Origin of the sequence: Mesorhizobium sp. WSM3879 (genome assembly GCF_002294915.1) — a bacterium.
Lineage (GTDB): Bacteria > Pseudomonadota > Alphaproteobacteria > Rhizobiales > Rhizobiaceae > Mesorhizobium.
The window spans coordinates 124889-137555 of sequence record NZ_NSFZ01000001.1 but is presented as its reverse complement, the minus strand read 5'-3'; the positions used below and the strand labels follow the sequence as shown (position 1 = coordinate 137555).

Here is a 12667-nt window from a genome sequence, read left to right as displayed (position 1 = left end):
CCATGTCGGTCAGAATGCCCAGTAATTTCGGACGGTCAGGCGCGCAGGAAAGCGCTCTCGATCTGCTCGGCCACGAAATACTCGCTGAAAAGGCGGCCGCCCTCGGTCGCGCCGGCCAGCGCGTCGAAGAGGCCTTGACGAAGCTGCGCGAAAATGGGGAAGGCAGGGATCGCAACCGGCTGCTCAAGCAAGCCGCGGCGGCCGTCCACGCCTATTTCATTCAGCGCGAACTCTGCGGGCTGCGCAAGCACGACGCCGTGATCCGCGAATACGACATCCCGCGGGCGGTGCTGGTCAGGCTCGGCGCCAGCTAGGCGCTGACTTCCTTCCGAAAGCGCGCCAGGCGCAAGGCGAGCGCTCCGGGATTCTCATCGGCGACGAAGTGGCCGCTATCGGGGATGATGTCGCCCTCGACGTTGGAGAGGCCGGCGGCCTTCAAGCCATTGAGGTAATCGCTGATCTCGCCGGTCTCGGCAGCGCCCCTGAGGCAGAGCACCGGCGTGTCGATCGGGCTTGCCGGCGGAACGGCATTAGCCTTGGCGTCCTCGGAAAAGGCGCGGTACCAGTCGAAGCCGGCCTTGAGGCTTTCCGGCCGCGAATAGGCCTTGGCGTAGATGTCTCTTGCTTCGGCCGGGATGGCGGATTTCTCCTTCGAAAGGGTGTCGAAGAAGAAGTCGAAATAGGCGCGCTCGTGACCCCCAACCAGCAGTTCCGGGAGAGCAGGAACCGCGTGGAAGGCGAAATGCCAGAGGTTTGGATTGCGGATGACCTTGTCCCACGGCGCCACGCCCGGAACGACAACATCCATGATCGCAGCGGCGGAGAGGATTTCCGGATGGTTGCGCAAAAGCGCGAAGACGATCTGGCCGCCGACATCATGGCCGGCCACTATGACCTGTCGCAGGCCGCAGGCGTCAATCAAGGCCGCTATCACCCTGGCCAGATAGGCTTTCTCACCGGTTTTGCGCGTGCCTTGCGAGCCGCCTATACCCGGCAGGTCGGGCGCGATCACGCGCTGATCGGTGGCCAGCCGACCGATCACGTTCTCGAAGGCATGGGAACTTTGAGGCCAGCCGTGGAGCAGCACGAGGCCGGGCGCATCCCGTGGTCCGGCTTCGCGGATCGCAATGGTCAGTCCTTCAACCTCGATGCTGGAAGTTTCCATCCGCCCGGCCTTCACCTGTCCGATCGCTCCGACCGACAGAACTAGGCGGGAATCGGTCCGCGGACAGGGCCTGTCTCTCGAATAAGCCGCATCACTCCAGCCATTCGGTGATGAAGCTGCCGTTCTCGTGGATGTCGGTGGTCTCGAGCGGACCGGGGCCTAGATTGGTGAATTTGTGCGGCGTGTCGGCCGGCACGATCAGAATTTGGCCTGCGGTGGCCGTTATCTGCCGGTCGCCGACCGTGAACAGGCCGGTACCGGAACGGATGACGAAGATCTCCGCGTAAGGATGCTTATGCAGACGCGGGCCGCCGCCGATCTCGGGCTGATAATTGAAGATCAGGCAGGAGTTGGAGCCAAATGCACCGCATTGCAGCTCGCCTTGCCAACGGTCGGGCGTGCTCGCCCATTTGTCGCGGTCGATGACATGCGCCATGGCTCGACAATAGACCGGGCCGGCGGTCGCTGTCGAGGCAAGCGGAGTTCCGATTTACCGCTGAAGTTAGCGCTATTTAGCGCTGTTCGGCGGCACGGTCATCAAGCCGTTGCGCGGGCCGCGGCATGTGCCCGCGACAATGTGCCCTTGTGCCTCCACGCGTCTGGACAAAAACGGGCTTCACGCATAAACCGAACCTCCAAATGCCGGAGGAATTCGCTAGCCTGTTCGCCATGCGCTGTCAGGCCGGCGCGATTGAGCGGGGACAAGGCTCGGCCGCCGGCACGGAAAGAGGCGAAAGGATCAGGCACCCGTGAGCGCAACCGACATCCACGATCCCAACCGTCGCGATTTTCTCTATATCGCCACCGGCATGGCCGGCGTGGTCGGCGCTGGGGCCGTCGCCTGGCCGTTCATCGACCAGATGCAGCCGGATGCCTCGACGCTGGCGCTGGCCTCTGTCGAGGTCGATGTCTCCTCGCTGCAGCCCGGCAGCTCGCTGGTCGTCAAGTGGCGCGGCAAGCCGGTCGTGGTGCGCAACCGCACCGACAAGGAAATGAAGGACGGCGCGGCGGTTAGCCTCAACGATCTCAAGGATCCGATCGCCCGCAATGCCAATTTGCCGGCCGATGCGCCGGCAACCGACGCCAACCGCACCACGCCCGGCAAGGAAGCCTGGATGGTCATGGTGCAGGTCTGCACCCATCTCGGCTGCATCCCGCTCGGCCAGGAAGGCGATTTCGGCGGCTGGTTCTGCCCGTGCCACGGCTCGGTGTACGATACCGCCGGCCGCATCCGCAAAGGCCCGGCGCCGGAGAACATGGCGATCCCCGTGTTTAAATTCATTTCCGATACCAAGATCCTTATCGGTTGAGGCAGGGGGATATTTCGATGAGCGAGGGACACTCCACCTACACACCGAAGACGGGTCTCGGACGCTGGTTCGACGCCCGTATGCCGCTTCCCCGGCTTGTCTATGACAGCTTCATTGCCTATCCGGTGCCGCGCAACCTCAACTACATGTGGACGTTCGGCGGCATCCTGTCGATCATGCTGGTATCGCAGATCCTCACCGGCATCGTGCTGGCCATGCACTACACGTCCGACACCACCCTCGCCTTCGATTCGGTCGAGAAGATCATGCGCGACGTGAATTCGGGATGGCTGTTGCGCTATCTCCATTCCAACGGCGCCTCGTTCTTCTTCGTGGCCGTCTACATCCACATCTTCCGCGGGCTGTTCTACGGCTCCTACAAGGCGCCGCGCGAGCTGCTCTGGATCCTCGGCTGCATCATCTATCTCCTGATGATGGCGACCGGCTTCATGGGCTATGTGCTGCCATGGGGACAGATGAGCTTCTGGGGCGCCACCGTCATCACCGGCTTCTTCAGCGCAATCCCGCTGGTCGGCAACTGGATCCAGGAACTGCTGCTCGGCGGCTTCGCCGTCGACAATCCGACGCTGAACCGCTTCTTCGCCCTGCATTACCTGTTGCCGTTCATGATCGCCGGCGTCGTCGTGCTGCACGTCTGGGCGCTGCATGTCGTCGGCCAGTCGAACCCGACCGGCATCGAGGTCAAGTCGAAGACCGACACCGTCGCCTTCACGCCCTATGCGACCATCAAGGACGCGTTCGGCATGATCGTGTTCCTGTTCTTCTTCGCCTATTTCGTCTTCTACCTGCCGAACTACCTCGGCCATCCGGACAACTACACGGTCGCCAATCCGCTGAAGACGCCGGCCCACATCGTTCCGGAATGGTACTTCCTGCCGTTTTACGCGATCCTGCGCGCCATCACCTTCAACATCGGGCCGATCAACTCCAAGCTCGGCGGCGTGCTGTGCATGTTCGGCGCCATCGCCATGCTGTTCCTGGTGCCGTGGCTCGACACCTCCAAGGTGCGCTCGGCGGTCTACCGGCCCTGGTACAAACTGTTCTTCTGGCTGTTCGTGGCCGACGCCATCCTGCTCGGGTGGCTGGGCTCGCAGCCGGCGGAAGGCTCATACGTGTTCATGGCGCAGATGGCGACGCTGTTCTACTTCGCCTTCTTCCTGGTCGTGATGCCGGTGCTCGGCCTGATCGAGACGCCGCGGCGGCTGCCGAACTCGATCACCGAGGCGGTGCTGGAAAAGAAAAACAAGGGAGCCGGCGGGCATCCGGCAGGCGCGGTCAGCGCGCCGGAAACCAAGGGCTGAGAATCTGAGGGGATTTGGCATGAAGAAGATTCTCACCGCGCTGGCGCTGCTTGGCCTGGTGGTCGCGGGCACCGCTGCCATCGCCGCCGAAGAGGAACACAACGCGGCGGCCCCGACGCATTTCCCGATCAATGAACCGAAGGAAATGAGCTGGAGCTTCGCCGGGCCGTTCGGCACCTACGACAAGGCCCAGCTGCAGCGCGGCCTGAAGGTCTACAAGGAAGTCTGCTCGGCCTGCCACTCGATGAACCTGGTGGCGTTCCGCACGCTGGAAGGCCTCGGCTACTCGGAAGCGCAGGTCAAGACGCTTGCCGCCGAGTACACCATCCATGACGGCCCGAACGATGCCGGCGACATGTTCGACCGCCCGGGGAAGCCGTCGGATCACTTCCCGTCGCCGTTCCCGAACGAACAGGCCGCCGCCTCCGCCAATGGCGGCGCCGCTCCGCCCGACATGTCGCTGCTCGCCAAGGCGCGCGGCGTCGAGCGCGGCTTTCCGCGTTTCATCTTCGACATCTTCACCCAATATGCTCAGGGCGGCCCGGACTACATCCACTCGCTGCTCACCGGCTACGACCAGACGCCGCCGGCCGGCATGGTCATCCCCGAAGGCACGCACTACAATCCATACTTCCTGTCCGGCGTGTCGCTGAAGATGCCGAAGCCGCTTTCCGACGGCCAGGTGACCTATGACGACGGTTCGCCGCAGACGGTCGACCAATATTCGCGCGACGTGTCGGCGTTCCTGATGTGGGCCGCCGAGCCGCATCTCGAAGAGCGCAAGAAGACCGGCTTCCGCGTGCTGGTGTTCCTGCTGCTGTTCGGCGCGCTGGTCTACCTGACCAAGCGCAAGGTGTGGGCCGAAGTGGCGCACTGAGCCGCGATCGGTCCGACACTTTCGAGGGGCGCCGCAAAGGCGCCCTTTTCATATTTCGGGACCGCTTTGATCCGGCCATGTCACATGGCTGTCATTGCGCATCGCGATCCTGCGTTGGCTCACCTCAAAGGATCGTGCCCATGAAAAGACTTGCGCCGCTTGCAGCCGTGGTGCTGCTTCTTGTCGCCTCCTCGGCAGTCCGCGCCGAGGACGCCCAGCCCTTCGTCACCAACAAGGACATCGACCTGACGATGATCCTGCCGCCGCCGCCGGCCAATGATTCGGCCGAGACCAAGGCAGAACTCGGCGAGGTGCTGACCCTGCAAGTGACGCGCACGCCCGAAATGGAAAAGCGTGCTATCGCCGATGCCGAAGAGGATGTCTGGCGCTTCGCCGATGTCATGGGACCGAAATTCAGCAAGGAGACGCTGCCGAAGTTCAGCGCCTTCTTCGACCGCGTGGTGGCGACCGAAGGCGCGGTCGTCGATCCGGCCAAGGACGTCTGGAAGCGGCCGCGTCCGCATCAGCTCAGTGATCTGGTCAAACCGGCGGTGAAGCTGTCGAATTCCGGTTCCTGGCCGTCGGGCCATGCGACGGTCGGCACCATGATGGGCATCATCCTGTCCGACATGGTGCCGGAGAAGCGGCCCGAGATCATGGCCCGCGCGGCCGAATATGCCCATAACCGCGTGGTCGGCGGCATCCACTATCCGTCGGATGTCGAGATGGGCAAGATTTCCGGCAGCGCGATCGCCGCGGTCCTGCTCAGCCGGCCCGATTTCAAGACCGAGTTCGAGGTGGCGCGATCCGAGCTGCGGTCCGACCTCGGCATGTGAGCCGTCCGTCGCCGACGTTTCTGCAAGGGCGCCAGCGGGCGCCCTTTTCGCTTGCGGCGCCGGCACGGGAGCAAGGCAGGCGATGCCGATCCTTTGCCGGATGCGCTTGTCTCCCGGGCTCCATCGCGGTAGCCGTTGTTGGTTGCGTTGCGCCGGGCGCGACGACGCCGTTATACCCGACAGCCGGACACGCGGAGCTCGTCTCATGAAACCCTCGCTCGAAGACACGCTGCTTGCGGCCATCCGCACCATTCCGGATTACCCCAAACCCGGCATCCTGTTTCGCGATATCACCACGCTGCTCGGCGACGCTCGCGCCTTTCGCCGCGCCATCGACGAGCTTGTGCATCCTTACGCCGGGCTGAAGATCGACAAGATCGCCGGCATCGAGGCGCGCGGCTTCATCCTGGGCGGTGCAGTGGCGCATCAGCTTTCGGCGGGTTTCGTCCCGATCCGCAAGAAGGGCAAGCTGCCTTACGAGACCGTGCGCGTCGCCTACAGCCTCGAATACGGTCTGGACGAGATGGAGATGCACAAGGACGGCGTCTCGCAAGGCGAGAAGGTGATCCTGGTCGACGATCTGATCGCCACCGGCGGCACGGCGGAGGCGGCCGTCAAGCTGCTCAGGCAGATCGGCGCCGACATCGTCGCCGCCTGCTTCGTCATCGACCTGCCGGATCTCGGCGGGCGCCAGAAACTGGAAGCGCTCGGCGTGCCGGTAAGGACGCTGATCGGCTTCGAGGGGCATTAATCAGTGTTGAATGGTGAATAGTGAATGGTGAATAGGGAATGGTTCACTAGTCACCATTCACTATTCACCATTCGCTACTCCACCTTCACCAGCACCGCGCTGTCGAACTCGATGACCTTATCGCCGCTGGAGTCGAAACCTTCGGAACGCAGCGTGAGCAGGCTCCAACCGGGGCGGCCGGCAAGGGGTCGATGGGCAAGCGCTGTGCGGGTGAAGGTCACGGTTTCGCCGGCATAGACCGGCTTCAGCCATTTGAGGTTGCGAAACCCGGGCGAGGGGCCAAATTCGGGCTGCGGGCCGGGACCGGTCCAACGCACGCCCTCGGTCTCCATGCGCTTTTCGAGGTTGTATTTCATCCAGGTGGCGGCGGTGTGCCAGCCGGAGGCGCAGAGACCGCCAAGCATGCTCTTCTTCGCCGCCTCCTCGTCGACATGGAAGATTTGCGGATCGTATTTCCTGGCGAACGCCTTGATCTCGTCGGCCTCGAATCTGTGCGAGCCGAGGGTGACGGTTTGGCCGATGAGGAAATACTCGTCCAGGGTCACGCGACGGCCCCGCGGGTCAGAAACATGCCGGTGTTCTCAAGCTCGAAGACGCATTCGCCGCGCTGGTTGAACAGCTCGCTGCGCATGCTGACGAGGCCGATTTGCGGCCGCGACCTGGACTGGCGCTTGGAAAGCACGGTGACCTTGCCGGAGAGACGGTCACCGGCCAGAACCGGCTTCTTCCATTTGACATGCTCGATGCCGGGTGAGCCCTGCGAGGTCGAATCGAGCAGGAAGGCATCGCACAGCATGCGCATGAACATCGCGCAAGTGTGCCAGCCCGAAGCCGAAAGGCCGCCCAGGATGCTGGCCTTGCCGGCCGCCTCGTCGAGATGCATCGGCTGGGCATCGAATTCGCTGGCAAACTCGATGATCTCGGCGGCGCTCACATTCTTGCTGCCGAGGTCGAGCGAGGCGCCCTCGACGAAATCCTCATAGGCCCAGGTCTTTCCGGTCATGTCGGCAATCCGGTTGACGAACGCGTGATCCCGAAGGTCGGGCATCCCGGATGGAGGCCCGAGCCAATTTGGTCAAGTCCTTTCTGGTGAGCCAGCCAGGCACTCAGGTGTTGAACTTGAACAGCATGATGTCGCCGTCCTGGACGACATACTCCTTGCCTTCGTCGCGCGCCTTGCCGGCTTCCTTGGCCGCCACTTCGCCGCCGAGCGTGACGAAGTCGTTGTAGGAGATCGTCTGGGCGCGGATGAAACCACGTTCGAAGTCGGTGTGAATGACGCCGGCAGCTTGCGGTGCCTTATCGCCCTTGTGGATGGTCCAGGCGCGCGTCTCCTTCGGCCCGACGGTGAAATAGGTGATCAGATGCAAGAGCTCGTAGCCGGCGCGGATCACCTTGTTGAGGCCCGGCTCGTCAAGGCCGATCGAGGCGAGGAACTCCATTTCCTCCTCGTCGGAAAGCTGGGCAACTTCCGCCTCGATCGCCGCCGAGATCACCACCGTGCCGGCGCCCTGCGCGGCGGCCATCTTCTCCACCGCCTTTGTATGCTCGTTGCCGGTGGCAGCGTCCGCCTCAGGGACGTTGCAGACATAGAGCACGGGATGGGATGTGAGCAGGTTCAGGCCCTGCAGGATGCGCAGATCCTCCGCCGCGATGCCATTGAGCAGGACGCGGGTCGGGCGACCTGCCTGCAGCAGTTCGAGCGCCGCCTCCATCATCGGCAGAACGGTCATTGCTTCCTTGTCCTTGCCGGCGGCGCGCTTGCGGACCTGCATGATGCGGCGCTCCAGGCTTTCGAGATCGGCGAGCATCAGCTCGGTCTCGACGGTCTCGGCGTCGGCGACCGGATCGATGCGGCCCTCGACATGGGTGATGTCGTCATCCTCGAAGCAGCGCAGCACATGCACGATGGCGTCGACCTCGCGGATGTTGGCGAGGAACTGATTGCCTAGACCTTCGCCCTTGGAGGCGCCGCGCACCAGCCCGGCAATGTCGACGAAGGAGATGCGGGTCGGGATGATCTCCTTCGACTTGCCGATCACGGCGATCTTCTGCAGCCGCGGGTCCGGAACCGCCACCTCGCCGGTGTTCGGCTCGATGGTGCAGAAAGGATAGTTGGCGGCCTGCGCGGCAGCCGTCCTGGTCAACGCGTTGAACAGCGTCGACTTGCCGACGTTGGGCAAGCCAACGATGCCACATTTGAAACCCATGTTCGTCCAGTCCTATCGGGAATTCGAGATTTGGTGAGGGCTATGGGCGAAAGCGCGGACGATCGTCAAGCCCTTGGCATGATCGTTTCGACGCTCAGTCTTTTCCGAACAGCTTCTTCAGCATCGCGGCCATCGGCCCGCTCTCGGGAACCTTCGCCGGCGGCTGCTGTGGGCGGGCCTGGCGGATATGGCTCTGCTGTTTTGGCGCCTTGGGCGGAGGCCGATCGTCATCGCCGGTCGGCACGAGCTTTTCGCGCAGCGCCAGGGTAATGCGGTTCATGAAGGAGTTGTCGTCGCCCTTGGCCAGCAATCGGGCGTCGTCGGCGATCGCGTCAAGCAACACGTCGAGCCATTCACGGTCGGCTTTGGCGAAATCGCCGAGCACATGCCCGTGCACCATCTCTTTGACGCCGGGATGGCCGACGCCGATACGCACCCGGCGATAGGCGTTGCCGACATGCTGGTCGAGCGAGCGGATGCCGTTGTGGCCGCCGGAACCGCCGCCGACCTTGACCCTGAGCTTGCCGGCGGCAAGATCGATCTCGTCGTAGAAGACGGTGAGGGCGGCGGCATCGAGTTTATAGAAGCGCAACGCCTCGCCGACCGACTGGCCGGACAAATTCATGAAGGTCTGCGGCTTGATCAAAAGGATCTTCTCGCCGCCCAGGGCGCCCTCGGCGATCAGGCCCTGGAACTTCTTCGACCAGGGCGAAAAGGAATGGCGGCGGGCTATCGCGTCCGCCGCCATGAAGCCGACATTGTGCCGGTTGTTCTGATATTTCGCGCCCGGATTGCCGAGGCCTGCAAAGACAAGCATCGTCGTCTCCTGGCGCCGAGAGAATTACTTCTCTTCGGCCTCAGCGGCCTCAGCTTCCGGCGCCGCCGCTTCGGCAGTCTCCTCCGTCTCCGGCTTCATTGCCGCGGAGCCGGCGATGGTCGCGATGGTGAAGTCGCGATCGGAGATCACCGGCTTGACGCCGGCCGGCAGGGCAACCGCCGAAATGTGAATCGAGTCGCCGATTTCGGTGCCGGCGAGATCGACGGTGATGAATTCCGGGATCGCGTTGGCAGGGCAGTGGAACTCGACTTCGTGACGAACGATGTTGAGCACGCCGCCGCGCTTGATGCCGGGCGACTTGTCCTCATTGATGAAGTGGACGGGCACGTCGACATTGACCTCGGTGTCCTTGCCGATGCGCAGGAAGTCGACATGGACCGGGAAGTCCTTGACCGGGTCGAGCTGAAAATCCTTCGGCAGAACCTGGATCTTCTTGCCGTCGACATCGATCGTAGCGATCGTGGTCAGAAACCCGCCGCCGTGGATCTTGTAGAAGATGTCCTTGTAGTTGAGGGCGATCGCCAGGGGGGGCTGCTTGTCGCCGTAAATAACTGCAGGCACTTTGCCGTTGCGGCGAACTGCACGGGCGGACCCCTTACCGACCTGTTCGCGCGCTTCGGCCTTGAGCTCGTAAGCCTCGTGGCTCATGGCATTTCCTTTCGCGTGTTATGGAGCGTTCGCGGCGGGCAAGCCCATCCGTAAACGTCGAAAGCCGTCGCGGCCTCGCATGGTCGATCCAACGCTTTTGGCTGTCCAAACGCTTCGGGGATCATGCAGGCCTGGCCGGCCTTCCTCCGCGTTGCCTCCAAGGGTGTCTACGCGGGTGGCGGCTCTATAGCGGAAGGCGGGCAGGGGCGCAAGCCGTTGGACCGCAAGGTGTCGTAAGCACATGAGTTGTCCGGATTAGGTAGCACGAGTTGTCCGGTTTTATCGGCAGTCCGGATGGAGGCTGCGCGATGATATCTGGTCGGGGAGGCATAGCCGACGCGTTGCTTCGCTGCAAAGTCGGATCTGGCGAGTTGCGCCGGGTCCCGCCCGCATGGGTCATGTAGCATCGGGCCGGTTTCAAACGTCCTTGGCAGGCAATCGAAGGACCGGAGATCGACATGAAACTACTGTTTAGCCGCAATCCCAATCCTCGCCTCGCGGTCGCGGCGGCGCGTTATCTGAAGGCCGATGTCGCCTTCGAATTCGCCTCGCCCATGGCGCCGGGGCAGGCCGAGCGCTACCGCGCGCTTAACCCCAATTTGACTTTGCCTATCCTGGTCGGCCCAGGATGGAGCCTGTGGGAAGCCGATGCGATCGCCTGCCGGCTCTCGCGCGACATGCATTCGGATTTCTGGCGCACCGGCGACGACGAGCCGCAGATGATCCGCTGGCTGAGCTGGGGCAAGGAGAATTTCGTCAGGGCCTGCGACATGGTGCATTTCGAGCGCGGCACGAAACAGCGCTGGGGACTGGGGCCGATCGACAAGGCGTTGGTCGAGGAGGGGCTGAGGCAGTTCCACATGACAGCCGCCATCCTTGAAGCAGAGCTTTGCGGGCGCCAATGGCTGGTCGGCAATTCGGTTTGCTATGCCGACTTTCGTATGGCGACCTTTCTCGCGTTCAATGATGCTGCCCGGTTGCCGCTCGATGACCATCCATCGCTCAGCCGCTGGTATCGGCGGATCGAGCATATCGATGCCTGGCGCGACCCGTTCCAGGGGCTGGATGCGCCGCAACTGCCGCCGGTCAGCAGCGAGGAGCAAGCAAGTATTTTGAACGTTCCGTCTTGAAAGGACCATTGTCGAGGATGCCTGCCAAGCCGCGGCGGAAATGGCTCGCCCCTGCGATGGGACGCGGGCCGTGGCCTGCACTAAGCAGACTTTGTCCGGCGTTTGGAGGTCAGGCAGCATCAACCGATTGGTCGCCGCTCAACGCATCGCGCAACGCCCGGACTTTTCGCGTGAGAGCATCGATCTCGGCCGAGGTCATGCCTGAACGCTCGACCAGCGTTTCGCCCAGACAGCTGCATTGCGTGAGCAGCGCCCGGCCTGCCGCGGTGAGATCGACCTGCACCTGCCGCTCATCGTCATGGCTGCGCTGGCGGGTCACCAGACCCGCCTGCTCCATGCGCTTGACCAGCGGCGTGACGGTGCTCGATTCCAGCGCCAGCCGGCGCGCTATGGTGCCGACCGACATGCCATCGGCCTCTCCAAGCGCATTGAGCACGAGATACTGGGGATACGTGATCCCCATCTCGTCGAGCATGGGCTTGTAGGTACGATTGATCGCCATGCTCGTGGCGTAGAGCGCGAAACAGAGCTGATTGTCCAGGGGCAGAGGCATCGCGCCATGATCCTTTTGTCGACGTCGTGAGGCTCTTTAGCACAAAAAATCATATCGCGATACATATTATCGTGGACAAGAAGTCATCGTTGCGCTAAACATATCATTATCGCGATATCATTTATCGCGGCATCTAAAACGGAGATTGAGATGACTGAAGCTTCACATGCGAAGGCCGGCTCGGGCAGCGGCACGATCACCACCAAGGACGGCACGCAGATCTACTACAAGGATTGGGGCACCGGTCAGCCGGTCGTCTTCCACCATGGCTGGCCACTGAGCAGCGACGACTGGGATGCCCAGATGCTGTTCTTCCTCTCCAAGGGCTATCGGGTCATCGCCCATGACCGCCGCGGCCATGGCCGCTCCAGCCAGACTGACACCGGCAATGAGATGGACACCTACGCCGCCGATGTGACGGCGCTGGTTGCGCATCTCGACCTCAAGAACGCCATCCATGTCGGGCATTCGACCGGCGGTGGCGAAGTGGCGCGCTATGTCGCGCAGTACGGTTCCGGAGGCCGTGTCGCCAAGGCTGTGCTGATCGGCGCGGTGCCGCCGATCATGCTCAAGACCGCTGCCAATCCCGGCGGCTTGCCTATCGAAGTGTTCGACGGCTTTCGCTCGGCGCTGACGACGAACCGCGCCCAGTTCTTCCGCGACGTTCCGGCCGGCCCTTTCTACGGCTTCAACCGTCCAGGCGCGACGGTGTCGGAAGGTGTGGTCGACAATTGGTGGCGGCAGGGCATGATGGGCGGCGCCAAGGCGCATTACGACTGCATCAAGGCGTTCTCGGAAACCGACTTCACCGAGGACCTGAAGAAGATCGACGTGCCGGTGCTGGTCATGCATGGCGACGACGACCAGATCGTGCCGATCGCGGATTCGGCGCTGCTCGCGATCAAGCTGCTCAAGAAGGGCGAGCTCAAAGTCTACAAGGGCCTTCCGCACGGCATGGCGACGACCCATGCGGAGGTCATCAATGCCGACCTCCTGGCTTTCTTCCAGGCCTGAGTCCCAGCGCCAG

Annotated in this window: 16 protein-coding genes; 8 read left to right on the top strand and 8 right to left on the bottom strand. The window is 62.9% G+C overall.

The genetic code is table 11. The annotated features are described in order from the left end of the window. Window positions 1-2 precede the first annotated feature (2 nt). Window positions 3-314, top strand: a complete 312-nt coding sequence (locus tag CK218_RS00740) for a DUF6665 family protein (protein WP_095777296.1) — start codon at window positions 3-5, stop codon at window positions 312-314. Here the strand turns inward: CK218_RS00740 and CK218_RS00735 are convergent. Together CK218_RS00735 and CK218_RS00730 are read right to left on the bottom strand one after the other, a co-directional pair. Further along, a complete protein-coding gene (locus CK218_RS00735; protein WP_095826575.1) occupies window positions 311-1165 on the bottom strand; it encodes an alpha/beta hydrolase in 855 nt (284 codons plus the stop codon). The two genes, CK218_RS00740 and CK218_RS00735, sit on opposite strands and share 4 nt — an antisense overlap. A gap of 91 nt (window positions 1166-1256) precedes the next feature. Continuing rightward, window positions 1257-1601 (bottom strand): cupin domain-containing protein, encoded by a 345-nt coding sequence (locus CK218_RS00730; protein ID WP_066994340.1) that lies wholly within the window; start codon window positions 1599-1601, stop codon window positions 1257-1259. A gap of 313 nt (window positions 1602-1914) precedes the next feature. Here CK218_RS00730 and petA point away from each other — a divergent pair, with 313 nt between their 5' ends. The 5 genes from petA (at window position 1915) to CK218_RS00705 (ending at window position 6261) form a co-directional block, all read left to right on the top strand. Then, a complete protein-coding gene (petA, locus tag CK218_RS00725; RefSeq protein ID WP_066994342.1) occupies window positions 1915-2475 on the top strand; it encodes a ubiquinol-cytochrome c reductase iron-sulfur subunit in 561 nt (186 codons plus the stop codon). Between the two features lie 17 nt (window positions 2476-2492). After that, complete coding sequence (locus CK218_RS00720; RefSeq protein WP_066994345.1) at window positions 2493-3797, top strand: cytochrome b N-terminal domain-containing protein; 1305 nt, start codon at window positions 2493-2495, stop codon at window positions 3795-3797. Between the two features lie 19 nt (window positions 3798-3816). Beyond that, on the top strand, window positions 3817-4674 hold the full coding sequence (locus tag CK218_RS00715; protein WP_066994348.1) for a cytochrome c1: 858 nt from the start codon (window positions 3817-3819) through the stop codon (window positions 4672-4674). Between the two features lie 140 nt (window positions 4675-4814). Further along, window positions 4815-5510, top strand: a complete 696-nt coding sequence (locus tag CK218_RS00710; RefSeq protein ID WP_095777299.1) for a phosphatase PAP2 family protein — start codon at window positions 4815-4817, stop codon at window positions 5508-5510. 205 nt (window positions 5511-5715) lie between these two features. Then, the gene (locus CK218_RS00705; RefSeq protein ID WP_066994354.1) at window positions 5716-6261 is read left to right on the top strand and encodes an adenine phosphoribosyltransferase; all 546 of its coding nucleotides are present in this window, start codon (window positions 5716-5718) and stop codon (window positions 6259-6261) included. Window positions 6262-6335: 74 nt separating this feature from the next. Here the strand turns inward: CK218_RS00705 and CK218_RS00700 are convergent, their stop codons facing one another. The 5 genes from CK218_RS00700 to CK218_RS00680 all read right to left on the bottom strand — a co-directional run bounded on the left by CK218_RS00700 (window position 6336) and on the right by CK218_RS00680 (window position 9957). Then, complete coding sequence (locus CK218_RS00700) at window positions 6336-6806, bottom strand: MaoC family dehydratase (protein ID WP_095826574.1); 471 nt, start codon at window positions 6804-6806, stop codon at window positions 6336-6338. Further along, window positions 6803-7264, bottom strand: coding sequence for a MaoC family dehydratase (locus tag CK218_RS00695; RefSeq protein ID WP_095826844.1), 462 nt, complete (start codon window positions 7262-7264; stop codon window positions 6803-6805). Before CK218_RS00695 ends, CK218_RS00700 begins: the two co-directional genes overlap by 4 nt. 103 nt (window positions 7265-7367) lie before the next feature. Then, window positions 7368-8471, bottom strand: coding sequence for a redox-regulated ATPase YchF (gene ychF, locus CK218_RS00690; RefSeq protein ID WP_095826573.1), 1104 nt, complete (start codon window positions 8469-8471; stop codon window positions 7368-7370). A gap of 94 nt (window positions 8472-8565) precedes the next feature. Then, window positions 8566-9288, bottom strand: a complete 723-nt coding sequence (pth, locus tag CK218_RS00685; RefSeq protein ID WP_095826572.1) for an aminoacyl-tRNA hydrolase — start codon at window positions 9286-9288, stop codon at window positions 8566-8568. Between the two features lie 24 nt (window positions 9289-9312). Continuing rightward, window positions 9313-9957, bottom strand: coding sequence for a 50S ribosomal protein L25/general stress protein Ctc (locus CK218_RS00680; protein ID WP_066994365.1), 645 nt, complete (start codon window positions 9955-9957; stop codon window positions 9313-9315). A gap of 458 nt (window positions 9958-10415) precedes the next feature. Here CK218_RS00680 and CK218_RS00675 point away from each other — a divergent pair, with 458 nt between their 5' ends. After that, a complete protein-coding gene (locus CK218_RS00675) occupies window positions 10416-11087 on the top strand; it encodes a glutathione S-transferase family protein (RefSeq protein ID WP_095777303.1) in 672 nt (223 codons plus the stop codon). 109 nt (window positions 11088-11196) lie between these two features. Here CK218_RS00675 and CK218_RS00670 read toward each other — a convergent pair whose 3' ends face one another. Further along, on the bottom strand, window positions 11197-11640 hold the full coding sequence (locus CK218_RS00670) for a MarR family transcriptional regulator (protein WP_095826571.1): 444 nt from the start codon (window positions 11638-11640) through the stop codon (window positions 11197-11199). Window positions 11641-11790: 150 nt separating this feature from the next. Between CK218_RS00670 and CK218_RS00665 the strand changes: the two genes are divergently transcribed. Then, window positions 11791-12654, top strand: a complete 864-nt coding sequence (locus CK218_RS00665; RefSeq protein WP_095826570.1) for an alpha/beta hydrolase — start codon at window positions 11791-11793, stop codon at window positions 12652-12654. Window positions 12655-12667: the final 13 nt, after the last annotated feature.